At 48.3% G+C, this 26219-nt stretch carries 18 protein-coding genes; 8 read left to right on the top strand and 10 right to left on the bottom strand.

From position 1 onward, the window contains the following. Positions 1-141: 141 nt before the first annotated feature. Positions 142-3444: a tetratricopeptide repeat protein gene (locus SynA1825c_RS11020; protein WP_186469333.1), complete on the bottom strand. Its 3303-nt coding sequence runs from the start codon at positions 3442-3444 to the stop codon at positions 142-144. 1856 nt (positions 3445-5300) lie between these two features. Between SynA1825c_RS11020 and SynA1825c_RS11015 the strand changes: the two genes are divergently transcribed. The 5 genes from SynA1825c_RS11015 (at position 5301) to SynA1825c_RS10995 (ending at position 13702) form a co-directional block, all read left to right on the top strand. Beyond that, the gene (locus tag SynA1825c_RS11015; protein WP_186469332.1) at positions 5301-6551 is read left to right on the top strand and encodes an MFS transporter; all 1251 of its coding nucleotides are present in this window, start codon (positions 5301-5303) and stop codon (positions 6549-6551) included. Between the two features lie 115 nt (positions 6552-6666). Next, positions 6667-11073: a multicopper oxidase family protein gene (locus tag SynA1825c_RS11010; RefSeq protein ID WP_186469331.1), complete on the top strand. Its 4407-nt coding sequence runs from the start codon at positions 6667-6669 to the stop codon at positions 11071-11073. A gap of 81 nt (positions 11074-11154) precedes the next feature. Continuing rightward, the gene (locus tag SynA1825c_RS11005; RefSeq protein ID WP_186469330.1) at positions 11155-12702 is read left to right on the top strand and encodes a GMC family oxidoreductase; all 1548 of its coding nucleotides are present in this window, start codon (positions 11155-11157) and stop codon (positions 12700-12702) included. Between the two features lie 68 nt (positions 12703-12770). Continuing rightward, positions 12771-13118, top strand: coding sequence for a hypothetical protein (locus SynA1825c_RS11000; protein ID WP_186469329.1), 348 nt, complete (start codon positions 12771-12773; stop codon positions 13116-13118). 215 nt (positions 13119-13333) lie between these two features. Continuing rightward, positions 13334-13702, top strand: coding sequence for a putative quinol monooxygenase (locus SynA1825c_RS10995; protein WP_186469328.1), 369 nt, complete (start codon positions 13334-13336; stop codon positions 13700-13702). A 46-nt stretch (positions 13703-13748) separates the two neighbouring features. On the opposite strand, the gene SynA1825c_RS10990 is transcribed toward SynA1825c_RS10995, so the two are convergent. Continuing rightward, entirely contained in the window at positions 13749-17312 is a 3564-nt protein-coding gene (locus SynA1825c_RS10990; RefSeq protein ID WP_186469327.1) for a multicopper oxidase domain-containing protein, read from the bottom strand. 579 nt (positions 17313-17891) lie between these two features. Further along, positions 17892-18089 (bottom strand): hypothetical protein, encoded by a 198-nt coding sequence (locus SynA1825c_RS13710; protein WP_255478495.1) that lies wholly within the window; start codon positions 18087-18089, stop codon positions 17892-17894. Here SynA1825c_RS13710 and SynA1825c_RS10985 point away from each other — a divergent pair. Next, the gene (locus tag SynA1825c_RS10985; protein ID WP_186469326.1) at positions 18018-18317 is read left to right on the top strand and encodes a hypothetical protein; all 300 of its coding nucleotides are present in this window, start codon (positions 18018-18020) and stop codon (positions 18315-18317) included. The two genes, SynA1825c_RS13710 and SynA1825c_RS10985, sit on opposite strands and share 72 nt — an antisense overlap. A 39-nt stretch (positions 18318-18356) precedes the next feature. After that, a complete protein-coding gene (locus SynA1825c_RS10980; RefSeq protein WP_370593748.1) occupies positions 18357-19103 on the top strand; it encodes a sugar transferase in 747 nt (248 codons plus the stop codon). A 42-nt stretch (positions 19104-19145) separates the two neighbouring features. Here SynA1825c_RS10980 and cbiB read toward each other — a convergent pair whose 3' ends face one another. The 6 genes from cbiB to SynA1825c_RS10950 all read right to left on the bottom strand — a co-directional run bounded on the left by cbiB (position 19146) and on the right by SynA1825c_RS10950 (position 24112). After that, positions 19146-20198 carry an adenosylcobinamide-phosphate synthase CbiB gene (cbiB, locus tag SynA1825c_RS10975; RefSeq protein ID WP_186469324.1) on the bottom strand — a complete coding sequence of 351 codons (1053 nt, stop codon included), beginning with the start codon at positions 20196-20198 and terminating at the stop codon, positions 19146-19148. Then, positions 20195-20452 carry a hypothetical protein gene (locus tag SynA1825c_RS10970; protein ID WP_186469323.1) on the bottom strand — a complete coding sequence of 86 codons (258 nt, stop codon included), beginning with the start codon at positions 20450-20452 and terminating at the stop codon, positions 20195-20197. The genes cbiB and SynA1825c_RS10970 overlap by 4 nt, the downstream gene beginning before the upstream one ends. 92 nt (positions 20453-20544) lie before the next feature. Beyond that, complete coding sequence (gene ilvC, locus SynA1825c_RS10965; protein WP_186469322.1) at positions 20545-21540, bottom strand: ketol-acid reductoisomerase; 996 nt, start codon at positions 21538-21540, stop codon at positions 20545-20547. 56 nt (positions 21541-21596) lie between these two features. After that, the gene (locus SynA1825c_RS10960) at positions 21597-22199 is read right to left on the bottom strand and encodes an ATP-dependent Clp protease proteolytic subunit (protein ID WP_186469321.1); all 603 of its coding nucleotides are present in this window, start codon (positions 22197-22199) and stop codon (positions 21597-21599) included. Between the two features lie 57 nt (positions 22200-22256). Next, a complete protein-coding gene (locus SynA1825c_RS10955) occupies positions 22257-22928 on the bottom strand; it encodes an ATP-dependent Clp protease proteolytic subunit (protein ID WP_186469320.1) in 672 nt (223 codons plus the stop codon). 29 nt (positions 22929-22957) lie between these two features. Next, complete coding sequence (locus SynA1825c_RS10950; protein ID WP_186469319.1) at positions 22958-24112, bottom strand: PIN/TRAM domain-containing protein; 1155 nt, start codon at positions 24110-24112, stop codon at positions 22958-22960. Positions 24113-24183: 71 nt separating this feature from the next. On the opposite strand from SynA1825c_RS10950, the gene SynA1825c_RS10945 reads away from it, so the two are divergent. Further along, the gene (locus SynA1825c_RS10945) at positions 24184-25446 is read left to right on the top strand and encodes a coproporphyrinogen-III oxidase family protein (RefSeq protein ID WP_186469318.1); all 1263 of its coding nucleotides are present in this window, start codon (positions 24184-24186) and stop codon (positions 25444-25446) included. On the opposite strand, the gene panB is transcribed toward SynA1825c_RS10945, so the two are convergent. Beyond that, the gene (panB, locus tag SynA1825c_RS10940) at positions 25358-26176 is read right to left on the bottom strand and encodes a 3-methyl-2-oxobutanoate hydroxymethyltransferase (RefSeq protein ID WP_186469317.1); all 819 of its coding nucleotides are present in this window, start codon (positions 26174-26176) and stop codon (positions 25358-25360) included. The genes SynA1825c_RS10945 and panB overlap by 89 nt on opposite strands. Positions 26177-26219: the final 43 nt, after the last annotated feature.

Here is a 26219-nt window from a genome sequence, read left to right as displayed (position 1 = left end):
CAATATAAGTCTATTATTACCGTCTGATTTAGTAGCTTTATTCCTTATATCGCCACAAAGTAACTGTTCTGCAAAGATTGAGCTGTGCGGGAGCTAATGAGCCTAGTGTGAAATGCACGGATTGATTTCATGCTTTGACGCCTAGCTCAGCTTTAATTTTTCAACTATTACTGGTAATACTTTTGGATGAAGGTGTATCCTGTCGATCATCCATTCGTTATTATTAAATCCGTCTTCATCTTTGGTAATAGTAAATATATCCGCGAAAAGAATGCCAGACTCTGCACATTTTTTCATTAGTGAATCATTGAAAGTCCTTATCGCACGAAGCCTCCTCTTATCGTCCAAGGCTATGCTGCGTGAATGCGGGTCTATTTTTTGCGGTGCTGGCACGCCAAAATAAACAAGCTTTTTAATGCACTTAGAAAGGACATTAGCTGTCCATTCGAAGTAGCTATCAGCTGTAATCATTGCTACATGTTCTATTTTTTTTTCAGTTTTCTTACAGTAAGTTACTATGCCTTCATCTGCTCGACAATCAATCTCGCCAAATGAAAGAAAAATATATTTATACATTTCAATATTTGCCTCTACTCGTTTTGTAAAAGAAATAATGTGTGAGAGTGATTTTGAATTTTCAGTAAGATGGAATGCCTTCGCACCCTTAATAAGTGATGGCTTGATTGCAAAATCTTTCCCTTCAATTTTTATTTTCTGATTGGTAAATGCCAGGCAATGACTTTCTCCAAGGTGAAGTATTTGTGATTTTATATGATTATCTAAGGCTGGGACTTCAGGAATTAGTTTTTCAAGATATGAAATAAAACCGCTGTTGTGAATTTCATTTGTTAGAGAACTTTTCTTTGGGTAATTCCTTTTCTGCTTGGCTTGAGCTATCGCTTCCCTGAGGGTTGTTTTAGCGCAATCTATCTTGTTCAACTGTAGGAGGATAAGCGCTGAAGATACAAGGCTTGTTAAGCAATCTTCTTCAAAGAATTCCTTGTTGTAATTCGCTGAGTTTGTATAGCTGCAGAGAGCGAGATCTAACTTGTTCAAGACTTCATATGTCATTCCAAGGTGCATGTGTGCTGTGGGGTTATCAGGCTTAAGCTCTATGGATTTGAGAGTGGAAGCTACAGCCTGATCAAGGTTGCCGAGATCTTTGTAAATACTGCCAAGGTTTAAGTGAGTATCGGGATTATCAGGTTTGAGCTCTAGGGATTTGACAGTGGAGGCGAGAGCCTGATCAAGATTGCCAAGGTTTTTGTAGACGCTGCCCAGATTCATGTGGGCATCGGGGTTATCAGGTTTGAGCTCTAGGGATTTGAGGGTGGAAGCAAGAGCCTGATCAAGATTGCCAAGGTCTTTGTAGATGCTGCCCAGATTCATGTGGGTATCGGGGTTATCAGGTTTGAGCTCTAGGGATTTAAGAGTGGAGGCGAGAGCCTGATCAAGATTGCCAAGGTCTTTGTAGATGCTGCCCAGATTCATGTGAACATCGGGGTTATCAGGTTTGAGCTCTAGGGATTTGAGGGTGGAAGCAAGTGCTTGATCTAGGTTGCCGAGATCTTTGTAAATACCGCCCAGGTTCATGTGGGCAGTGGGGTTATTAGGTTTGAGCTCTAGGGATTGAAGAGTGGAGGCGAGAGCCTGATCAAGATTGCCAAGGTCTTTGTAGATGCTGCCCAGATTCATATGGGCATCGGGGTTATCAGGTTTGAGCTCTAGGGATTGAAGAGTGGAGGCGAGAGCCTGATCAAGATTGCTAAGGTCTTTGTAGATGCTGCCCAGATTCATGTGGGCATCGGGGTTATCAGGTTTGAGCTCTAGGGATTTGAGGGTGGAAGCAAGAGCCTGATCAAGATTGCCAAGGTCTTTGTAGATGCTGCCCAGATTCATGTGGGCAGTTGGGTTATTAGGTTTGAGCTCTAGGGATTTGAGAGTGGGGGCAAGAGCCTGATCAAGATTGTCAAGGTCTTTGTAAATACCGCCCAGGTTCATTTGTGCAATTGGGTTATCAGGTTTGAGCTCTAGGGATTTGAGGGTGGAAGCAAGTGCTTGATCTAGGTTGCCGAGATCTTTGTAAATACCGCCCAGGTTCATGTGGGCAGTGGGGTTATTAGGTTTGAGCTGTAGGGATTTGAGGGTGGAGGCAAGAGCCTGATCAAGATTGCCGAGGTCTTTGCAGATGCTGCCCAGATTCATATGGGCATCGGGGTTATCAGGTTTGAGCTCTAGGGATTGAAGAGTGGAGGCGAGAGCCTGATCAAGATTGCCAAGGTCTTTGTAGATGCTGCCCAGATTCATGTGGGCATCGGGGTTATCAGGTTTGAGCTCTAGGGATTGAAGAGTGGAGGCGAGAGCCTGATCAAGATTGCCAAGGTCTTTGTAGATGCTGCCCAGATTCATGTGAACATCGGGGTTATCAGGTTTGAGCTCTAGGGATTTGAGGGTGGAAGCAAGTGCTTGATCTAGGTTGCCGAGATCTTTGTAAATACCGCCCAGGTTCATGTGGGCAGTGGGGTTATTAGGTTTGAGCTCTAGGGATTGAAGAGTGGAGGCGAGAGCCTGATCAAGATTGCCAAGGTCTTTGTAAATACCGCCCAGGTTCATGTAGGCAGTGGGGTTATTAGGTTTGAGCTCTAGGGATTGAAGAGTGGAGGCAAGAGCCTTATCAAGGCTTCCGATATCTTTATAAATAGTTCCAAGGTTCATGTGAGCATCAGGATTATCAGGATTGAGCTCTAGGGATTTAAGAGTGGAGGCAAGAGCCTGATCAAGATTGCCAAGGTCTTTGTAAATACTGCCCAGATTCATGTGGGCAGTGGGGTTATAAGAATTGAGTTCTAGGGATTTGAGGGTGGAAGCAAGTGCTTGATCTAGGTTGCCGAGATCTTTGTAAATACCGCCCAGGTTCAAGTGGGCATCGGGATTATCAGCTTTGAGCTCTATCGATTTGAGAGTGTAAGCAAAAGCCTGATCAAGGTTGCCAAGGTCCTTGTAAATGATGCCCAGGTTCATGTGGTATGGAGCGAACGATTGATCTAGATCACAAGCCCTTTTAACTAACTGCTGAGCGGCGAATAAGTCACCCTGCCGTTTAGCAATCAAACCAAGATTGTTAATCGCTGGTGCATAATTCTGGTCGATTGAAAGAGCTACTTTATAGAGTCTTATCGCTTCCGCGTCATTTTTGAGAGCGTTAAAAATATTTCCAATATCTTTTACAACCTCAGGGTCTTGATTGTCGATCTGATGCGCCTTTGCTAGACACTGTTGAGCTTTCTCGAATTGTCCTAGGGAAAGAAGTGATTTGCCTGCGTACTTCCAGGGTAATGGGCTCGCGGGTTCGCTCTGGAGGAGCTGTTGGCAAGCCTTTAGACACTCCTGGTGACGTCCAGATGTCGAGTATTCTCGAATACTGTTGGGGTCAACTGCTTCCATGCTTAGGCTACTTTGGCACAATTTAGCCCACTAAAGCAGACAATTCATTGTTTTCAATATCCATAGCTCCTTCTCGTCATGTCAAACCAGATGCCATTGGTGTACATATTAAAGGAGCTAGCGGAATACAACTCAAGAATGGAATTGATTTATCATTAAGTCAAATAATGCCTTTCACACCAATTATGTTACGACTGCGCCAGTTGATCGCGTGATCTAAATAGTCTGAGACGACTATAGCCTAAGAGAGTCATGAGAAGGCAGGGTATTCACCCGTCACTCCGCTTGTCTTGTTTAGTCGTTAGTGCCCCCGTCTATGCATGAAAAGGGGAGCAGAACGAATATGCACTTTTAGAGGGGGCGTTCGTCAAGACGGGGGTTCTCAAATACCGATATTCCCATCCATCCAACAGCTCTGATGTGGATGCACATTACTAACTTTCAAAAAAAGGACTGATCAGTCAGACGCCTATTGTTTGACGCATAGAGGCAATTAATCCCAAAAGAGTGTTCCATCTTTTGATTTGCTACCTATTAGTGAAGAGTGCTTGGCTCAAGCTCATAAGGAGAGCAAATCAGTCCCGAGTGATCAGGATTTTGTTGAGGTACCCAATAGCGATTTTGTCCGCTAGGTTTGCTCGACCTCCTGAGGAACGTGTCTTCGCTCCTTCAGCAGGGGTTATTCTCGTTTGGCTATTCCATTCTACGTTCCAACAACACTTTAGGGTCACGGAACCATGCTGTGTAATCCAATGAAACCGCCATACCCAGTTGATGCCAGGTCGATCAATCATCAATAGTGCGTAGTAGAATTTACAGTAAATTTGTACTAATAATTCTTGATTCTTATGTGCAATGGGCATAAGGTTCTGAGGCGGAGAATGCCTAAGCTGCCTCAGGTTGCTCTTACCCCTGCACCGACCAAAGTTCAGAGGTGAGAAAAGAATTCGGCAATCGTCCTAGGTGCTGCGGGTTTCGTTAGCATTTCAGAAAAAACATGGGTGTTTGACCCCCAGGGTTCAGAAGGTCTCATGACTTTTGATCGATCTCGTTTTAACGCCATAAGCAAAATCTTATAAATATTTTTTTCTTACTAATTTTTTGTGTCTCATCGAACCTCTACTGCGTTGTGATCGACCTGACTTAATTGCGCACAACACCAAACGCTTCAGACCGATTTTCGTCCTGAGACGTGTGGCTTGCAGGCATTCGTGGATTGTCTCGAAATGGTATTTGGGTAAGTATTAAGGTATTAACCTACGATCTCGGAAAATAAATTCATGTTGGTTCGCTGAGGTGCGTCAGAGTATTAAATCGACAAACACTCTCTCCGTTTTGAGTAACTGATCAATGGGGTTTCCATTACTTTGATCAGTTGTTATGAGGAAGATCTCAAGGGAAGCGGTCTACCTCTTCGTTCTGATGTGTTAGGGGTAAGACTTTGACTGTGAGAACGAGAGATGAATGATGTGCCGAATGGTTGCAGTCATTGCTGTTCTAATTCTCAAATGTGTTGATCTCAACAGGTTGACTGAACGGACATAAATCTAGTCAGTGCTGTTTGTTCCAACACAATGACTCTTCTGTGGTGTGCATCAATCGCTGTAATTCAAGCAACTTCAATCCTCTCGATTTTCTGTCTTTGTGGGTTTCTGAATCCTACTGTTGCTCAGGCCTTCGGCAGGTTCTGTCATCTAACGCAACAGATTAATTAAATCTTTCAAGAATTGGTTTGACAGTTATTTTTATTTGTATAAGTTTATAAGGTGAATGATAAACGGAGTAATTAAGGCAAACCCGATTGCTCCCTCTCAATCGCGACCAACCCCCCTGATCGTCGAATCGATTCTGTTGAGATGGCTCATCTGACTAAAATGAAAGAGTCGTCTTACGACTATTTAGGAGTGATAGCAGCTTCGTCTGCGCTCGCGATTGGAGTTGGACTACAGAGAACAGAATTAGCTGTTCTGGGCAATATGATGGTTGAAGCCAAATGGATCAATTCAGATAATATTGGTCAACTTGTAGGATTAAATCTAGCCGGGTATCTTGCTGGTTGCGTCCATCAGACGAGAATCAAAAGAGAGGATCAGTCCCTAAGGATGATTCGAATCGCTTTGATCGTTTGTGTTGCAATATTTTTTATTGAACCACTATTTCCTTCGATGGGATGGAATACGATTTGGCGTTTAATTTCTGGCTGGGGTTGCGCTCACCTCGTGACAGGCTTGCCCGGCTTTGGTACTCGAAAGTTGCATCCTGATCAAAAACGGTTAGCCATGGGGATCATTTTTGCAGGGGCAGGAATCGCACCACTTCTAGATTCAGTTTTGCTCCCATTTTTTGTCAAAAATTCCCCAGTTGCAGCTTGGGACTTTACGGGCTTATTTTCCATCCTTTTTGCAATTCCAATTTGGATGTTGATTTCAAGAGGATTGATTGAGGAGAGAGACGAAAAACTTTCACATCAAGCAGCGACCAATTCGCCTTCGCCAACGAGTCAGAGCAATACGAATGATGGTAAAAGTGTCTCGCGAGGAATCGATTGGTCGCCCGCTTTAAAGATTTTTGCATTAACAACGCTTCTCTATGGAGCTTCTCAGGTTTCAATTTTGACGTACCAGCCACTTTACGTTACTTCGGTTTTTAAAGTGTCAAGTGAAGTTGCAAGCAACTCATTTGCATTAGTGGGATTTGGGTATACCTTAGGCGCGATCATCGCGGGATTAGTGCCAAAGAAAATCCCAACAGACTCAGTTCTTCTCACGTCTGTTGCAATTGGAACGTTTGGAACTTGTCTATTTGTTTTTACACCAGTCTTATCGATTGTTAATTTTGGAGCTTTTCTCTTTGCTTTTTGGAACGGAGCATATATTGGCTTAATTGTTGCTCGACTCACGGAAGTTGTTGGTCCTCATGTCGTCCGACCTGCATGGGCTTTATTCAGCTTTTTGTTGAGTATTGGATTTGTATCAATGACATTCATAGCTGGATACATATCAACTTTCTCAGTGCCAATGATTTTTTATGTAGGTCTTGCACTGGTTGTGATCAATCTTGTTCTCATGTCAATCACTGCGTACTCGTTCAAGAAACAAAGTCTCTAGTTCTCAAAGAAAAGAGCTTTTGAACTAACTTCATTATTTTCTTAAGTCATGATTAAATCATGTGATTAAAGATTCATGCTGGCTACGGTGGAATTATTCACTGTGATTTCCAGTTGTGAGTCAGTATCGTATCGGCTCCCTTTATCCCGTCGACCAAGATGGGATGCCAAATGTACTTTTATCATCAGGGTTTACCCTGGGACAGGATAGTAACGGATTTTATGTCAGTGATAATGGCACCTCCAATGGTTCTCTTGCGGCATCGCTTGAAATCACGACAGATCCGGTTGGTATTAAAAATGTAAGCAAATTTGTTAAAGACTGGCTGATTCCTCAGTTGACGAACAAGGACGATGAAAATAGCATTTTCAATCAATATCTGAAATCGATAACAAGCACTCCCCCAACGGGTGGATGGGGTGTTTACACCAACAATGAGCTCCTAGAAGCACTGACATATATTGGATACAAAGGATTTGGTTACGATCAAGCAGCCAATCAAACTGGATTCTGGGCCGATACCTCGTCGACAACTAGTACGCTTTATACAGAGGTATTAAAGAAGGAAAATTATTATCCTGAAGAGCTATGGAGTAACGATAAAGAGATTGATAAGATTCTATCTGATTTTGATAGTAACTCACTCCTCAAAAATCTGGCGGTATTGAGCGGAGCCTCTGAGGAAACACCTCCTCTTTGGTATCCATCAATGCTCTATACCTATGGTTTAAAGGGCAAAGGAACATCTTATCCAGGCCCCGTCTTAATGATTAAGCCTGGTGAGACTTTAGAACTGGAATTTGACAACAACATCAATATTGCAGGCTTGACTGGGATGCAAGCTCAAATGGCGTCCTTGGTTGAGAATAATTCTTATGGGTTGAATGGTGGCTCGATGGCTGGTGCCATGGACAGCACCAATTTTCATATGCATGGTGGCCATGTAACGCCCACTGGATTTGGAGATAATGTGGTTGGTCGATATACAACGGGTCAAGATTGGACAACAATCATTAATATCCCCGAAGATCATGGGAGGGGTTCTTACTGGTATCACCCCCATTTCCACCCTGCTGTTAATACACAAGTGTATGGCGGTCTTTCAGGATTTATGCAGGTTGGGGATCCCTTAAGTTTAATCCCTGCGTTTAAAGACGTACCTAGAAACTTAGGTGTGATCAAGACGATGCAGGTTGGCATCGATCAAACATCAGGCGACTATCAACTTGCTGCAGTGAATGGCAATATCCTTGGCACAGAAGGACTGGCTGCTAATCGGGCCAGTATGTTTACGATCAATGGTGAGTACCAACCAGAAGTTAATATGAATTCTGGAGGTTGGCAGTCATTTAGTTTAAGTAATCAAGACAATAATTACTATATGAATTTAGCAATACGACATCAGCAAAGTGACGGCTCTTGGGTTCAGCTGCCACTCTACATTTATGGTGAAGATGGACATACTTATCCTCAGATCCGTCCTGCGACCCAGGGTGTCTTAGGTTATCAACAAGCTCAAAATTCTCAGCAAGCAATCTCATATGAACAGGCATCGAATCTGATTTCCTTGCCCTCTGGGAAAAGAATTGATTTGCTCGTTAATCTGCCGGCTGGCAAATCAGAATTAATCAGTACCTATAGTTTTGAGGGAAAGAATGGTCAAAAGTTTGATATCAACAACTTGCGTTGGCAGTCTGATAAATATGCCGAACTTTCATCCGAAAACACGGATTTTTCTAACCCGAATTCTGGACCTGGTGCGATAGCAACTTTTCAAGTTAACGATGATTCTCCATTAATCAATACTCCAGCTTTGGATGCCTTTATCAATGAGGCTAACCAGCAAATTGATGTTCAGAAGATAACCCCACAAACGCGCAGTGAAGACTATTCAGCGGATGCGATTCCCAGCGTTGACTTATTTGAAAAAGATTGGAAGCCGACACGTCAACGCCAGTTCAATTGGCAAATTTTGCAATTAGTGGGACCTGAAGACCAACGGGATATCCCTACTCAAAAGGCAGTTGCTGAGCGTGCGAATACTGGTTTGGCTGTCAATAAGAATGAAATTATTAAAACGTCTATTGATAATCCTTGGCTTGGTTATGTCAGCCCTGACCTCATTAATGACCATGTTTTTCCTCAAGGGCCATTGGTGATTGCTCAGCTTGGAACAATGGAAGAGTGGTCGCTGCGCAATTGGAATTGGGGAGGTAAGAGTGCTCCGAATGGTGGCTTCTTTACATCTCACCCCTTTCATATCCATGTTAATGATTATCAAGTGAAACAAAGTGATAACGAATTGCCTAATAAGCGTAATTTAGAGGACGTCACTCAGCTTAATTCTTCAGGATTTAATTTTGTTGATAGCGCAGGAGTTCACCATAAGCTCGACCCACTCGTCGGCGAATTTGTTCCGATTGAAGAGTCTCTGAATCCTAATTCATCGGATAATCTATATACAACGGGCTATAATGAGACAATAATTAGAATGTTATTCCAAGATTTTCTTGGCACTTACGTTCATCATTGTCACTTGCTTGAGCATGAAGATGCTGGAATGATGCAAGTTGTTTCTATTATTGAGAACACTGATTCTAGCTGGATAATTCCTGCTGAATCATTTCGCTTGAATGAGAAGGGTCTTGTTTTACGTGAGGCTGATTCTCTTGATCAAGTGACTCTTGATTTAAAGTTAGAACTGAAGAATAAGCTCAAGCGAGCTCAGGTAGGAGATATTTCTAATGATTTTGTTCAGGATATTATCTTGTCATTTAGCGGAGATGATAATTCTTCGGGCCAAGTGCGTATCTATGATGGATCTTCATTGAAGAATGGCCAACGATCTAATTTGCTGTCTTCCTTTAGACCTTATGAGGATTCAACGTTGTCTCCTTGGGCTTTTAACAGTGACTTTACTGGTGACGGCAAGCGAGATTTGGTTACTGCTGGATTTGTCAAGTCACCAGATAAAGATTACCAAGTAAAACTTTCTGACCTGGAATTGGTGGGCTGGCAAGCTAAAGATGATAGCTACGACTGGACAAATCTTTATAGTTATCGCCCTTGGGAAAATGTTTCTAATGCCAGTTCTATCAAGCTTTCCAGTGCTTCAACTGCTGTGGGTGTTGGAGACTATAATTTAGATAATTTTGATGATTATGCGTTCGCTTACGTTGATCAGAGTGTTCTGAGAATCCGCATTCTTGACGGAGCATCAGTTTCTCTACTCAACCAAACTGGTCAATTTGAAGGTGGATATTTACCCGATACTGATATTTTGTCGGATATTGAATATACACCCACATCAACATGCTGTTTCGACGATCTTAAGTCACTTTCCATCAGCTCAGGCTTCAATAGTTATTCTCAATCCGCAATTGAAAACCTCATTGTTACGGCTGAATCAAAATCAGGCCAAAGTGAAGTACTCACCTTTCAACTTAATTCGGGAAACTTCATTGCTACAGGTTCAACTCAATCCGACGAGGCCAAGATGAGTGGAGAAGATGATATGGCTGGCGCTTCAATGCATTCTGAAGATGACCATAGTGCTCATCAGATGTCGTCAGCTTCTTTAGAGGGTGTCAATCAAGTTGGGGGTGCATTTATGTTGAGCTTGACGAATCATCAATCGCTCGAGTCTGGTATGACGTCTGCAACGCCTACGTTTGCAGGTGCACTTGCCAACGGTGCGTTGATCATTGAAGATCATTTGGTCATTAGTCAAGGTGTATCTGATGGAGAATATTTTATTGGTAATCCATCCAGCTCTATGAATATTGCGAATAGTACGCAAGATTTGTATTTGAATCTTCAGGGTATCAACCTTGTGAATGTAGACGACTTAATTGGCATCACTCAGCCGACGCAGAATTATCCATTGTTTGGGTCAGTGGTGTCTGATCCTGTTGTCGACGCTGAACAACGCATCAATCTCACGCTCTTGGCTTATCAAGCTTATACCAATACGATGATCAAACCAAGCGATTTGGCCACACTATCAGTGGGCAATGATGGATCAGAGTTATCCTCTCGTGCACTTATTGATCGAATACTCGATGACTATTCTGTTCAGGTTGAATCCTTTTATGGAGAGAGTCTTGATGACATGTCTTCTAAATCAATTACAAAAAAGGTATTCAAAACACTTTATGACAGAAAACCTACTTCCGTTGAGTTATCCACTTGGAACTCTGCGGTGAAGAATGGATTGTTGAAAACTGATTTGCCAATGGCTATTTTACGATCGACTAATGGTCTTGATACTTATCGAATCGCTTTGCTATCAGCTGCAAGCAAGTGGTCCCAAATTCAATGGGGGACGAATGCCGTAGTCGATGGTAACTTTGGTCAAGGTTTTGTTGGCAAAGAATCATCATTTAACGAACTATCGAATCTTATTCTTGAATCTGGATCAGTCAGTAATTGGGAGGAAGCTGATTCTACCTTTGCTCAATATAGAGACGATGTTCTGACATCTTTGAGTGGATCCCCAATCTCAGATACTGGCTTCTTTTGACCCATTATAAAAAAATCTTGAATTCTCGTTCGCTGCCTATATGGACTTGACTAAAGTGTAAATATAGAGCTTTCTTTTTTCATGAAGACGTTCGACTATATAATTGTTGGTGCTGGAACCGCTGGGGCTGTTATTGCCTCTCGGTTAACAGAAGATGAGAATATCAAGGTATTGCTTCTGGAGGCCGGCCCCCATTTCACCTCCATTGAAGACACTCCTCGCGACCTTTTGGATTCTCGGGCAGTGTCTGTTGACGCCCATGATTGGCACTACATCACTCAGGTTACTCCCGGACGCGACTTTCCCTATGCGCGAGGGAAAGTCAGTGGTGGCTGCTCTGCTGTTAATGGTGTGATTTCTCTCCGGGGCCTCCCGCAAGATTTCAGGGCTTGGGCCGCAGCTGGTAACACTGGTTGGGACTGGGAAGATATCCTACCCATGTATAAACGAATCGAAAATGATATTGATTTTGGATATGCTTCTTATCACGGGAGTTCCGGTAAGATTCCCATCCAGCGCTTTAAGCCAGATCAATATTCTCCTGTCGTCGCTTCATTTAAAGAGTCTGCGATGGCTGACGGATATGCTTGGGTGCCAGATCATAATCATCCAAATGGTTATGACGGTGTAGGCCCTATTCCCATGAATCGAGCTGGTGATGGTTCACTGCGTGTGTCGAGCTCGATTGCTTATCTTTTGGATGCTCAATCACGACCGAATCTGACGATCAAGGATCGAACGATGGTCAATAAGGTTCTTTTCTCTGGTAAGCAAGCAATCGGCGTTGAAGTGATTCATGCAGATAATTCGGTGGAAAGTATTTTTGGCGGTGAAGTGATCTTGAGTGCTGGTACGATTAATTCTCCTTCCATTCTCCTTCGCTCAGGTGTCGGTCCTGTTGATGATCTGGATCGGCTGAAGATTGACTGTGTTAATAATCTCCAAGGGGTTGGTAGCAATCTGATTGATCACTCGCTTGCCGTTGTTGCTTCGTATCCAAAGCCTGGGATCGTGAATGAGACTGATGACGATGTTCAAATGGTGATTCATTACACGGCTCCCGGCAGCAGCCATATCAATGACATGCAAATCTATTGTCTTGGCAAATTGGGTGCCGAACGCTTTCCTGGTGCTGATCCAACGCGTGGCCTGATGTTTGGCACAGGAATTGTGATTAATCGTCCTGAGTCGCGTGGTCGTGTCACATTGCAATCGTCTGATCCCAATCAGCAACCCCGCATTGACCATCGCTTGAATTCACATGCAGAAGATATGCGCAAGATGGTTGACGGTGTGCGACGCGGCTATGAGTTACTCACCACAGGTGCACTCAAGGATATTTCTGATGGAATAGCCGTTTTAACCGATGATATGGTTAATGATACCAAGTTTATTGAGCAATACATTACTGATCGATCTGCCACAATATGGCATGCCGTTGGCACATGCAAAATGGGGCCTGCTACGGATAATCATGCTGTCGTTGATCAATACTTAAAAGTGCACGAATGCACCTCTTTGCGAGTTGTTGATTGCTCCATCATTCCAGACCATGTTTCTCGCAATCCAATGCTCACTTGCTATGCCATCGCTGAAAGACTTGTTGATCTAATCAGGGCCGGTCACTAGTTTTTTCAATTTCATCACCTAAATTCTTCTTTCAAATGACTCTCATCTCTTCTGATTCCAATACTTGGGTGTCTTGGACGATCACCTGCTCTTGCAATCCTGATTCATTCTCAGAAATTACAGCACTTGCCGCAAAAATGACTGAGTATTTTCAGTCGAATGAGCCTGACACCACTAATTTTGAATTCAGTGCTAGTGCTGCCCACGACGAAGTTCATGTCTACGAGCGTTACTCCAACTCCGCTCAGGCTCTTCTCCATATGAAGGCCTTCGGCGATATGTTCGGATCGGATTTCATGGGACTGTTGACCCCCGTTAAGGTTGTTGCTTACGGGTTTCCAAGTGATGAGTTGTCGAGCGCACTCAGCGCACTATCTCCAGTAAAAATGACTTCTTTTCAAGGATTTTATCGGTAAACTATTTTCATTTAAATCGATCAATGCCTTCATGGGTGTGTTTCTATGAAGGCTGGCAGATTGCTGATTAGAATAACCGGCTCTTGCTTCTCGGTTGCCATCCGATGAATTTTTTCGTTCATATCGCTAAACAAATTTTTGTGGAGTTTTGAAATCCTCATGAATGTTCTCCTGGACCTGTTGTGTCTACAGTGTGATTGAATTGATTTTGATTCATGAAACGAGCCGATACCTTTATCAGCGTCTACCCACTTTTCCGCGTTAAGGAAGGGATGATGTCATCGGTCAAGCAACTCACTGATGAAATTATTAATCGCGGTCATCATGAAACTGGGACACTTCTGTTTACTGCAGCTTATAATGATTCACATTTATTTTTGAGAGAAAGTTATATCAACTTTGACGCCTTTCATGCTCATCTGGAAACAGTAAAAGATCTTTTAGATGAATTTTTCTCAATGTTAGAGCTTGAAAATCTTGTCATCGTTGCCAACGACGATGACACTTTAAAGATGAAATCAGAAATGAAAACCCTCGGCATGGAGGCCACTTTTTGTGTGATTGACAATGGGTTTTCTATTTAGTGCATTCAGCAGACGAACCTTTTTAGTTCCCCAGCGAGTACTGAAGTTAAAAATCCACAACTTTGCCTGACCAGGTAAAGGCATCGAAATCAAAATCGTCCGAACTATTCATCTCTGCAGTTTTGAGATGGAGCAGTGCATGACCTCCATTTGCTTGCGTCAACAGAAGGCCACCCTCCCCTCTTTGACTCGAGTTAATATCGAAATAATGAAATTCAAGATTATTATAACTTCCACCGAGGTCGAATATACCATTACTGATTATTTCGCGGGGTTGTTGACTTTCAAAATAGTCTGTGATCTGATCATTCATCATGTTGTGCGCTGATTGTTTGTCCTCGACACCATGACCAGCATGCGCACCTTCTTTTGAGTCATATAGCCAATTTTTAAAAGTTGTTTTCGCATCGGATTTGACTTCTAATGTGGTTAAATTTGCCAAAAAAGTTTGATTGTGCATATTTGCCGTGAACTTATAGTCAGAAGCTGTTGGTTGTTCGTCCGGGAGTGAATAGCCAACCGCTATGCGTATTCCATTCTTTGTTTTCCCATGTGGATTAAATGACTCTTTCCAGAGTTTGCTCATTTCAGATAACATCTTTGGACTGATGCCAGTTGCGTTGTTGTCTGTTAATTTCTTGCCGTCGAAACCATCGACTAGTCCTTGACCACCCTCTAATTGGCTGACAATAATATCCCCATAGTTGTCTCCGTTGAGATCTCCAATTTCTATGTCAATACCATTACTAATTGCACCATCGAACGGTGTCAGGCAATATAGTTCTTTAAAGGTTTCGCCACTATAAACACGTATTTCTGGCTCGTATCCATTGCCTGAGATGCCAACAACGATTTCGTCATAACCATCTCCGTTGATATCGCCTACTGCAATTGAGGATTTAAGATTTTGTCCGTTGCGAGGATTCTTTGCAATGATTTTCAATTCTTTGAGCTTTTGAATCGAATCAACGTTGACGTTATTGTTCAACAGCTTGGCTGCATAGAAATCTTTTGCACTCTGACCGTCGAAGACATTTAATTTGAATTCTCCTGTCGTAGACGATGTGGCTTCAATCACAGCAATATCTTCGATATTATCGCTGACGTGAACTGTTTTTGCCTTTGGTCCAGGCACAAAGTTCAAGGCATTGATATCACCATTAGCGACATTCACACCTGTTGATTGTGTTTCGCTAAATGGTTGAAAGTTGACTATATTTTCCCTATTTGAACCAAGCGATATTTGAATGCTATTATTATTTGCTGAACCACTCGTAATCCAGCTGTCGTTGGTATTGAGGATGGTCAATACTGGCACCATCATGCCCCCATCCTCATGGAATAATAAATGACAGTGATCGACAAATAAGCCTGTAAAATCTTCGAAGCGAATTAAGATGTCTGTTTTTGAATTCGTTAAGTAGCCCTCCACTTTATTTCCCCAATTTGTTCCATTGCCGTCGATATAATTTCCGTCCTCGTCCAGTATCATTGGTGTTCCAAATGGGTTGTCTGGTGTTGTACTTCCTTTTGCATAGGCTGGCCCCATTTGATAGACATCGACCAGTGAGTCACCGACGTAGGCATCTCCAACCTCATTTTGATTGGGCGTTGCCCCTACCTTTAAGCCGTTGATCGATTCGACAATGAATTCATTTTGGTGGAGGTGAAATGGATGTGATTGCCCTATTTGGATTTCGGTTCTGGGGTTCTCTTTGGGGTATGTATCCCGCTTGGAGGATTTCGAACTGTTGACCAGTGACCATCTCTCCAATGTGTCCAACATTGCAATGGTAATGGTTGGACTTTGTGTCGCTTTGTGCGTCCAATATTGTTGATTAATTGTCCATACACCTTCCCAGTCTTCTGGATCATTGTATCCAGGATCAATGTAAGTTTCGCCATCCGGACCTATCATCGTTTTGCGTTCTTTTTCAGTTTCGATTTCGAGCGCGTTTGTGTTCCAAACAAATTCTCGTGTTCGATTCACGCCTTTTGATGCTGCTTCTTCTTTGAGGCCTAGTGCGTGATCTCTCTGTTCATCGAGATAGTCCCAGGCTTTCGGTTGTTTTGATTCTTCGACGGCTGCACTCGAGACATCCACTGTTGCCAACACCTGGGATGGCGTGATCTGAAATCCGTCGTTGTATCCAAGATATGTTTCGCTTGAATTCTTTGGTCTATTTGTTTCGTTTGGAGCTAAATCTCCGAGAACCTCTTTGCTTGCATTACTAATAAAATAATAACTTCCTGGCTTATCAAATGAATGCTGGATTGTTATCCTTCCACCTGGCGCTAGTCCTGGGAGAGTCGATACAGACGTGTCATACTCTGATGCCCAACGCGAAATATCAGAATCGATTCCCAATAGGTTGGGAGATTCTAAGCTTAAGTTACCCTCCTCGTCGGCATGAACAAGCTGAATCACATGGCTTGAATTGAGTGAGAAATTCAGGAAACCAAAGGTGACCCACTCATTTGTTTTTGCATTGATCGTGGGATTATATTGCCCATTCACGGTGTGGATGAGATTTTCTGTTGTTTTGGCGGCTACGTAATCTGCATAAGTGGCACCACCGGGTGCCCAATAGTCATTATCCGTAAAGAATGCCAACGGCTGATAATTGTTTCCATTGAATGGGGCCGACCCATACTTATAAAAGCTTTTACCGTTGTCCTTGAACAACCTTGGTGGCATTTGTTTCGTGTTTTCCCAATTGTTTTCTCCTGGTTCTACATTGGGATTAATTTCTTGTTCAACAGCCCATGACTGAAGGCTTAGAAGATGGATATTCGATGTTGTTGGATCATAGTCTTTTAAATTGTTGGTATCTTTTTCGTCCGGCAGGATAAAGACCGGCAATGCAGCTCCACCTGCTAACGATAATGATGTTGTGCCATGCAGATGTGGATGCATCCAGAGCAAACCGCTTGGATGATTTTCTGGGATTTGGTAGATATACTCTTGGCTATCACCATTTTCCACGGCAATCATTACGTTATCACCCTTTCCCTTGGGTGATACGTGTGAGCCATGCAAATGGAGATTTGTACGATCAGCTTGGGGATTCCATTGTTTTGTTTGGGCCTCTACATCTAAGTTATTCTTCAGTTTGACTCGAATGGTGTCACCTGGATCTGCAACGATGACTGGCCCTGGAGTTTGTTCGTTGTACAACCAGAACTCGTTGTCATAGATGCTTCTTGAAAATTCATCGCGCGTTCTGATCTCGCCGAACCCGTCAATTGTTATTCTGTCGTGGCCTGCAATTGATAAATCAATATTGACCTCATTGTATTTGGGACCCCAGCTAGAAAAAAAGGTTCCGCTTTGATTGGTTTGGCTGTATCGACCTTGCTCATATTGTGCGTTCGCAGCCTGCCAATCAAGCCAACCGCTGTTGATTGGAATCTTCTCTAGATGCTGTGGAAGCACATTGAGGTAGTCACTGTTTTGGAAATTATTTCTCAGCAGATCGTCTAACTCTTTCCACCCTGGATCCAGAGGAGTGATCCTTTTCAGGTATTCCGAGAGTGCACGTCTCGACCATGCTTGATTGTTCCCACTTCCAATTGTTTTCGCATTAAGTAGATTAACGAATTTGGTCATGATCACTTCTCTTTTTTTTATTTTAGAAGTGATTTCTTTGTTTGATTTTGTCTTAAGACTTATTTTGCCTTTTCATTTGTTTTCCGTTTTGCCTGATCCTTTTGCTTCTTCAGCGATGGGGGCATTCCTTTGGCTCTAGGCGATTGTTGGCTTTGCCATTGAGACGTTTGTTTTTTCTAATATTTTATCTGTGATCTCACGAGTTGTTTTTTCGAGCTGACAGCCTTTGTTTTCCTTTTTGCTTGGATTGTTATCTGTTTGATTGATTTATCGGCTTCTTTTCAGTGCCTTACGTTTTGAATTTCTGTTTTCAACTGTTGTGCGGTCTTTCGTGCACTCGTCTGTCTGTTGCCACTGATCAGCCTAATTTCTTTGTCTCTGCTGACTGCGGTGGTTGTTGGGTTTGTGTGGTTTCATCGTCACTTTCAGTGCTCATCAAAGCGCTTGCTGTGACCCCATGGCAACTTGATTGATGCCCTTCATGATTCTTTTCTTTCAATTAATTTATTTGTGTTTTCGTTTTGATCAAATGAGAGGTTTGGTCTTGTTGTTCGCTTGTTAGGAATGGTTGGCTGTTGATTAGGAATGAAAGAGAAGGACCAACCCTTTTGTCACTTGATGAAATTCTCTTTCTTCGCGGCTGAGGTCTAGGCCAACTTTGAGGCCTTCCGTCAATGCTTCATTGAAGGGTGGTGTCGGTGGAGCGTGGTCTCCTTGCCACAGCGCAGCAATCCCTACAGGAGTGGCATGCCAGTGGAAATGATCGGTTTCTCCGATGGGGGGTTCTGCGAGGGATTCGTCGAGGAGCCCGTTCAGGGAGTTGCTGGTAGTAGCCATGCGCCAAGCTTCGTGATCCGGGCGCCTGACGGCAACGGCCTGAGAAACTTCTTGATTATGCGGTCGCGTTTTGAGACCTTGTTGGATCTTGGTCTTGGTTGGCTTTTCGCCTGTGCCGTTGCGCTTTCTGACCCTCCTCCGCTGACGGATGGACGCCGTTGCAGTTGATTGGTGTGAGACGGGAGCGACTGTTTTTTGGTGAGTTCCTTGCGTCGCAATAGTCTTCCGACGTCTCGTAGCAAGCTGAAGCGTCAGGCATCCAGACGTCATCTTCAGTTGATCTCGGCGCCTCCTTCGAGTCTTCCGGCTGTTTCGCTGGTGCGCCGTCAAAGTCGCCTGGGTCGTTCCCTGAAGCGAGCCGGAGATGTGTTGTTCTCTTTGGCTGTTCTCGGGATTGGCTCCCCCCTTTTTCTTCTCCTCGTTGGTCTGGTCAAGCTCAGCTCTCCGGGTCCTGTTTTTTACGTGCAAAAGCGTGTCGGACGGGGTTACCGCCGCTTCGGTTGCATCAAGTTCCGCACCATGCGCCCTGATGCAGACGCTGTATTAGCCCAAGTGCTCGAGCGATCTCCCTCCCTGCGCGAGGAATTTGAGCGTGATTTCAAGCTGCGCGATGACCCACGAATAACCCCAATCGGTCGTTTCCTACGGCGCTCCAGCCTGGATGAGCTTCCTCAGTTTCTGAATGTTTTGCGCGGTGAGATGAGTGTGGTTGGCCCCCGCCCGATTGTTGCCAAAGAGATCGAGCGTTATGGCGAATATATGGATGAGGTGTTGTCAGTGCGACCGGGGTTGACCGGCTTGTGGCAGGTGAGTGGACGCAACAACCTCAGCTACCCAAAACGTGTTCGCTTGGATCTGGCCTATGCCCGTGGTCGTTCAGTTTTGCTCGACCTGGCCATCATCCTGCGCACGTTTGGCGTGTTGCTCCTCCCAATGGATCGAGGTGCTTACTGATCAGCATGGTGTCCCCCGATCTCTCGGGCTGACATCGGCTTCTTAGATCCAGAGATTGCATCCCACGGCCATCAGCAGCCAAAGCACTTCCAATCTCCTGGTGAGATTGAGGATGGCTTCCACATTGTCTTTAGTGGGGCTCTGGTAGCTACCACCGAGCAATGGTTTGTCGACCCAGCGCGCTCCGTATCGGTTTCGCCCTCCGAGTTGCACTTCTGCGCAGTGGGCATAGATCGCTTCGGAGCGCCCTGCATTGGGAGAAGGGTCATGTTGCCCCTCGTGTTCTGCAGCCATGACGAGTGAGGCCCACCGACCGATGGGCTGACTCACCAGCGGCAGCGTCAGCATCACCAGTCGGCAGGGGATCCATGTGAGGCAATCGTCCAGACGTGCACCCGCGGTGCCCAGCCAGCGCAGGCGTCCCTTGCGATACCCCAACATGGAATCCAACGTGCTGGCTGCTTTGAACGCCCAGGCCAGAGCGAGCGGCCCCGGCGCGTTGATCAGTCCTGCTGACCAGAAGCCAGCCCCCACGAGCATCCAGAACATGGGGGCGAATAGACCATCCACGGCATTTTCACTCGCCGTTTCCGCTGTGGCGCGCAGGATTTCATTCACGTTGAGCTCCGTGGTGTCACGTCCCACGATCCAGCTCAGGCGTTGACGGGCCTCGAGAGGCTCCTCACTGGGGTCGGCAGGAAGCGCTAAAAGCACAACGCGAACTCCGTCTTCCAGGCTTTTTCCGGCCAGTGCACTGGCCAGTCCCAGAACCCAGCACACGCTGGCGATGCTGTTGATCCAGCCATGGCCGCCGTCACTCTCTCCCAGCAGCAGTGGTCTCAGCACAATTTGTTCCAAGAGCCAACCACAGAACCCGCTGGTCAGCACCAGCGTGACGGTGATCAAGACACCGGCGATCGACAGCTTGAGAGGGCTGTCCGTCGCCCAACTCTCGGCCCGTAGACGCATCTGTTTGATGCCCCACCCCATCACCACCACGGGATGCAACCAGCCGGCTGGATCGCCAATGCCGCGATCCAGCAACGCCGCAAGAACAATGCCTGCTGCCGCCAGTGTTGACGCTTGCACGCTCATGCCTGTGTTGCCCGTTGGCCCTTCGTGATGCTCAGAGCGATGAACCCTGCGCACACCAGTGGCGAGGCCCCCGACAGGCCGAGCACCTGCCAGCGCGTACGCTCACCGCCCAGTGGTGTCATCCACTCCACTCGGGCAACATCGTCGACTGCTGGCATCTCCCCGTTCAGAAACAGCAGCACAGCGAAGGGGAGCCGCAGCGTTGGTGCCGGCAACCTGGCGTTCATCGTCGACTTGATCGAAGCATCACTCATCGATCACCTTGCCGCGTGCTGATCCCCGCGAGTGGTCTTGGTCGTTGCGAAGCTGGCGCATCTTGCACCAGCTTCGCTGGGTTGACTCAGGCTCAGGCGGCCTTCAGCCAGCTGAACATCGAGCGCAGGCCCTTGCCCACCTCTTCGATCTTGTGACCGCGGTCGCGCTCACGGATCTTGTTCATTTCAGGCTTGCCAGCATCGCATTCGGCCACGAAGTTCTTGGCAAAGGTGCCGTCTTGGATGTCGCCAAGAATCCGCTTCATCTCCGCCTTGGTTTCGGCGGTGATCAGTCGGGGGCCACTGACGTAGTCGCCGTATTCAGCGGTGTTGGAGATGGAATCGCGCATGGAGCTCAGGCCGCCTTTGACCATCAGATCCACGATCAGCTTCACCTCATGCAGACACTCGAAATAGGCCAGCTCAGGCTGATAGCCCGCTTCCACCAGCGTCTCGAAACCGGCCTTCACCAGCTCGGAGAGACCACCGCAGAGCACGGCCTGCTCACCGAAGAGATCGGTTTCGGTCTCTTCCTTGAAGTTGGTTTCCAGAATGCCGGCGCGAGTGCCGCCGATGCCCTTGGCATAGGCCATGGCCAGGCCACGGGCATGGCCTGAGGCATCCTGCTCGATGGCGAACAGGGCAGGGACGCCCTGACCGTTTTGGTATTCCCAGCGCACGGTGTGGCCAGGGCCCTTGGGGGCGATCATCACCACGTCCACATCAGCGGGAGGCTTGATCAGCTCGAAGCGGATGTTGAAGCCGTGCGCGAAGCTCAGCACCTTGCCAGCGCTCAGATGGGGAGCGATTTCCGTCTCGTAGACGTCCTTCTGGAATTCATCGGGCAGGAGCACCATGATCCAGTCGGCCTTGGCGGATGCATCGGCCACGCTCAGCACTTCCAAGCCGTCGGCTTTGGCTTTCTCCGCAGAGCGGCTGCCGTCATAAAGACCGACCACCACGTTCACGCCGCTGTCCTTGAGGTTCAAGGCATGGGCATGACCCTGGGAGCCGTAACCGACGATGGCAACCGTCTTGCCGTTAAGCAGCGAGAGATCGGCGTCGGAGTCGTAGAAAAGCTGAGCCATCCGGGCGATGAACGTGGAGCTGGGTAACGACCGAGCTTACGCAAGCGCCTGTTCGATCAAGCTTCGTTGGGATGGGAGATCACACGATCGATCAGTCCATAGTCTTTGGCTTCCTCGCTGCTGAGAAAGTAGTCACGGTCAGTGTCTTTCTCGATCTTGTCGAAGCTCTGCCCGCTCATTTCCGCCATCGAACGGTTGAGCATTTCCTTCATCCGCAGAATTTCGCGCGCTTCGATTTCGATGTCACTCGCCTGGCGCTGCGCAGTGCCACCCAGGGGTTGGTGAATCATGATGCGGCTGTGGGGCAGGGCCAAGCGCTTGCCTTTGGTGCCTGCAGCGAGCAGGAAGGCACCCATCGACGCAGCCAATCCCACACAGATGGTGACCACGTCACTTTTGACGTACTGCATGGTGTCGTAGATGGCCAGACCAGCCGTCACCGAACCCCCGGGGGAATTGATGTAGAGATAGATCGGCTTGCTGCTGTCCTCTGAATCGAGGTAGAGCATCTGGGCCACGAGGCTGTTGGCGATCGCATCGTTGACCTCCGATCCGAGGAACAGGATGCGTTCGACGCCAAGACGTGTGTAGATGTCAACCCAGCGCTCCATCTGGCTACCAGGAAGTCGGTAGGGCACGCTGGGGGTTCCGATGGGCATGGCTGTTGGTGTGAGTGCTGTGGGTCGGGGAAAAGCTGAAACAGGGGTGGCGTCGGATCAGGCGGCAGGCACCGGAGCCGGCAGCTCTTTGCGGCTGCTGAGCACGCGATCAATGAGGCCGTAGTCCTTGGCCTGCTCGGGGGTGAGATAGCTCATCCGGTCGGAGTCTTTCGAGAGTTCCTCAACGCTCCGTCCGGTGTTGGCGGACAGGATTTCCAGCATGGCCCGCTTGTTATGGAGCACTTCTTTGGCGCGGATCTGAATGTCCGTGGCTTGGCCCTGGGCACCACTGCGCGGTTGGTGCAACACGATGGAGGCGTGAGGCAGCGCAGCACGCTGACCTTTGGTTCCAGCGGAAAGGATCACTGCAGCGGTGCCCATGGCCTGACCGATGCAGATGGTGTGAATGGGGGGTTTGATGTAACGGAGGGTGTCGCAGATGGCGAACGCTTCGGTCTCGAAGCCGATGGCATCGCCGGTGTACCAGCTGGTGCCTGTGGAGTTGATATAGAAGTAAATCGGTTTTTCCGGATTGTCGAATTCCAGATACAGCAACTGAGCAATGATCAGCTCAGTGACATCCAAACCGACCTGACGCTTGGTGTTGTCATCAGAGAACAAGGGCAGACCGAGATACACAATCCGCTCTTTCAGCAACAGAGACGGCAGGTCTGGAGGCGGGGTCCGCATCACCGATGAATCGCCGTAGTAGGGAGCTGATGTGGTCATCCGAGGGCACCGCCTTGGGTCGATGGAGCCTAGCGGGATCCTGAGGTTGGACGTTCATTGCGCTTGGTTTTACGGGCGGTTTTTCCCGTGGCTGTCCCCTTGGCGGAGCTGACCGGTGTTCCCTCCTGGTCGAGACGGCCGAACACCATGCGGCCACTGGGGTTCTGAAGGGCGCCGGTAATGATCACCGAGCGACGTTCTCCGATGGCCTCGCGGGCGTTTTCCACCACCACCATCGTGCCGTCTTCGAGGTAAGCCACCCCCTGATGGTCTTCCTTGCCTTCCCTGACAATCTTGAGATTCAGCTCATCGCCGGGTTGCACCTCGGGCCTCAGGGCGATAACCAGTTCGCTCAGATTCATCACCTTGAGCTTTTTGACGCGAGCCACCTGGGCCAGGTTGAAATCTGCGGTGACCAAGGTGCCGCCGGTGTCTTCTGTGAGCTGAAGCAGACGGTCGTCGGTGCCGGCGCCGTCGTAACGGGTGGTGTTGATCACCAGGCGTTTGTCGTAGGCCTCTCGCAGCTCATTGAGCAGCTTGAGTCCGCGTCGGCCTTTGCCGCGTTTTTCCAGGTTGTTGGAGTCGGCCAGCTGTTGCATCTCGTCGATGACCGTTTCCGCCACAATCACCTTTCCTTCCAGCAGGCCACAACCGATCATTCCGCGAATGCGGCCATCGATGATCACACTCGTGTCGAGGATCTTGGCCGTGGCAGGCGTCAGCACTCCATCCGCCACCAGCAGAGCTTCGGTTGAGGTGGGGTTGAACAGACGCAGCAAGGTGCGGCCATGCACCTCAGCGAGGTTGTAACCCAGCACGCCGAAAAACACATTGCTCAGAATGGCGGCGAGCGGTTTGACCAGAGAACTGGCGCCGGCGAGGGGCAGCAGCAGGATGGGCGCCAGCAGCAGATTGGCGACAAGTAGGCCGAGAATCAAACCCACGGCCCTGCTGACGAGCAAATCGGTGGGCATGGTCCGCACCTGATTCATCAGTTGCTGGCGCAGTCCGCGGAACACCCGACCCGCGATTAGACCCACCACGGCGCCGGCAGCGCTCAAGCCCAAACGCACCTCTTGAGGATTGACGTCATCCAAAAGTTCCTGCGGGAGCAGGTGCACGCCCATCCATCCGGTGGCTGCACCGGAAATCAGAAACAAAATGATGATGAGCGCTTCAACCATGGCCGTCGGTTCTCGCTGCTCAGTCGACTTGCAGGCAGCATGCACCATCTTCTCTCTATTGGCTCGGGATGATGACCGCACCCGCGCCTCGAAGCGCCTACATCCACATCCCCTTCTGCCATCGGCGCTGCTTTTACTGCGACTTCGCCGTGGTTCCGCTGGGTGATCAGGCCGACGCTGCTGGAGGGCCCGGCAGCCGTTCGATCGCGCTGTACCTCGACCAGTTGCTTGAGGAGATCGATCTATCGCCTGCAGGACCACCCCTGGCCACGGTGTACATCGGGGGCGGTACACCATCGCTGCTCACACCCGACCAGGTGGGTCAGGTGCTCCAAGCCCTGCGTCAGCGCTTTGGGCTGCAAAAGGGAGCGGAGATCAGTCTGGAAATGGACCCCGCCAGTTTTGAACGGCTGGATCTCAACGCTCTCGCCCAGCAGGGGGTCAATCGGGTGAGCCTGGGTGGACAGAGCTTTGACGATGAGGTCCTCGCCTCTTTGGGGCGTCGCCATCGCCGTGCGGATCTGCTGGAGGCTTGCGGTTGGTTGCAAGCAGCGGTGGTTCAGGGTTGTCTCGTTAGCTGGAGTCTTGATCTGATCCGCAACCTGCCTGATCAGACCGATGTTGCTTGGGCGGATCAGTTGGACCAGGCACTGGCGTCGAAGGCTCCACATCTTTCGATTTACGACCTCAGCTTGGAGCCCGGCACGGTGTTTTCCCGTCTGGAACAGCGCGGCGATCTGCAGATGCCCGATGAGGATGGTGCGGCGGATCGCATTGCTGCCACCAGCGAGCGGCTGTCACGGGCTGGCTATTGCCGCTACGAAATTTCCAATTTTGCTTTGCCTGGTCACGCCTCCCGTCACAACCGGGTGTATTGGAGCGGCGCCGGTTGGTGGGCTTTTGGGCTGGGGGCCACCAGTGCTCCTTGGGGAGAACGCTTGGCCCGTCCTCGTACGCGTGAGGCCTATGGGGACTGGCTGCAAGAGCAGCGCCTTCAAGGCCCGGATCGCTCATTGGTGCAGGCCACGGCCTCACCGCTGTCTCTGGAGGATCGTTTGCTGGTGGGCCTGAGGCGGCATGAAGGTGTCGATCTCATCCGCCAGGCAAGCTGCTGCGGTTGGAGCGCAGCGGACTGTCGTCGTTGGTTGCCCTCACTGGAGCAGCGATGGGAGCCATTTCGGCAGGCCGGCTTGATGCAATGCCATGGATCGAGGTGGCGTCTGACCGATCCTTTGGGCATGGCCGTCAGCAATGCGGTGCTGGTGGAGCTGGTGGCGTGGTGGGAGGAGGTGTCTGTTGACGCTGTTCCTCCAGCCAGCTCCGCAGGGCGTTGATGCCAAGGCCACGACCATCCATTCGTGCCTGGCTGAAGGGGGGTTGTGAGGCTGTGAGACCAAGAAGATCTGCTGTCACGCAGACCTGGCCATCACAATCCGGCCCCGCGCCAATGCCGATCACGGGGATGCTCAGTTGACGCCTGACGCGGCCGGCAAGCTCCGTTGGAACGTGTTCCAGCACCAAGGCGAAGCACCCGGCTGATTCCAGTTCCATGGCTTGCTGGAGGAGGCGGTCTTGGCTGCGGGGATCCTGGGCTTGTCGCCTGTAACCCAAACGGTGAACGGCCTGAGGTGTGAGGCCCAGATGGCCCATCACGGGGATACCGGTGCGGACCAACCGTTCGATGACGGCCACAGTCTCCGGTTCGGCACCTTCCACCTTCACACCGGCAGCGTCGGACTGCTTCAGCAGGCTGCCTGCAGCAGCAACAGCGCGATCAAGACCGCACTGATAGCTCAGGAACGGCAGATCGGTGATCACGAGCGGTTGATCCGCCAGTGCTTTCCGAAAGCCCCGGCAGACCGCCTGCGTGTGTAGCAGCATCTGCTCGAGCGTGACCGGCAGTGTGGTGCTGTGACCAAGGCTGACCATGGCGAGGGAGTCGCCCACCAACACCACATCAGCGCCGGCCGCCTCCACAAGGGATGAGCTCAGGGCATCCCAGGCCGTGAGAATGGTGATCGTTTGCCCGGTCTGCTTGAACCGGATCAGGTCGGAGGCGCGCAACCGAGTGTTCGAACCAGCGGACGTCCATTGCTAGCATTGCAAG

The organism is Synechococcus sp. A18-25c, assembly GCF_014280035.1.
Taxonomy (GTDB): Bacteria; Cyanobacteriota; Cyanobacteriia; order PCC-6307; family Cyanobiaceae; genus Synechococcus_C.
The sequence above is the reverse complement of the archived record's forward strand: the minus strand, read 5'-3'. Positions and strand labels throughout refer to the sequence as shown.

What these genes read in the sequence shown, in the direction of transcription:
- SynA1825c_RS11020 (WP_186469333.1), bottom strand. Translation starts at nt 3,444, where the DNA reads ATGGAAGCAGTTGACCCCAACAGTATTCGAGAATACTCGACATCTGGA.
- SynA1825c_RS11015 (WP_186469332.1), top strand. Translation starts at nt 5,301, where the DNA reads ATGGCTCATCTGACTAAAATGAAAGAGTCGTCTTACGACTATTTAGGA.
- SynA1825c_RS11005 (WP_186469330.1), top strand. Translation starts at nt 11,155, where the DNA reads ATGAAGACGTTCGACTATATAATTGTTGGTGCTGGAACCGCTGGGGCT.
- SynA1825c_RS10995 (WP_186469328.1), top strand. Translation starts at nt 13,334, where the DNA reads ATGAAACGAGCCGATACCTTTATCAGCGTCTACCCACTTTTCCGCGTT.
- SynA1825c_RS10990 (WP_186469327.1), bottom strand. Translation starts at nt 17,312, where the DNA reads ATGACCAAATTCGTTAATCTACTTAATGCGAAAACAATTGGAAGTGGG.
- cbiB (WP_186469324.1), bottom strand. Translation starts at nt 20,198, where the DNA reads ATGAGCGTGCAAGCGTCAACACTGGCGGCAGCAGGCATTGTTCTTGCG.
- SynA1825c_RS10970 (WP_186469323.1), bottom strand. Translation starts at nt 20,452, where the DNA reads ATGAGTGATGCTTCGATCAAGTCGACGATGAACGCCAGGTTGCCGGCA.
- ilvC (WP_186469322.1), bottom strand. Translation starts at nt 21,540, where the DNA reads ATGGCTCAGCTTTTCTACGACTCCGACGCCGATCTCTCGCTGCTTAAC.
- SynA1825c_RS10960 (WP_186469321.1), bottom strand. Translation starts at nt 22,199, where the DNA reads ATGCCCATCGGAACCCCCAGCGTGCCCTACCGACTTCCTGGTAGCCAG.
- SynA1825c_RS10955 (WP_186469320.1), bottom strand. Translation starts at nt 22,928, where the DNA reads ATGACCACATCAGCTCCCTACTACGGCGATTCATCGGTGATGCGGACC.
- SynA1825c_RS10950 (WP_186469319.1), bottom strand. Translation starts at nt 24,112, where the DNA reads ATGGTTGAAGCGCTCATCATCATTTTGTTTCTGATTTCCGGTGCAGCC.
- SynA1825c_RS10945 (WP_186469318.1), top strand. Translation starts at nt 24,184, where the DNA reads ATGACCGCACCCGCGCCTCGAAGCGCCTACATCCACATCCCCTTCTGC.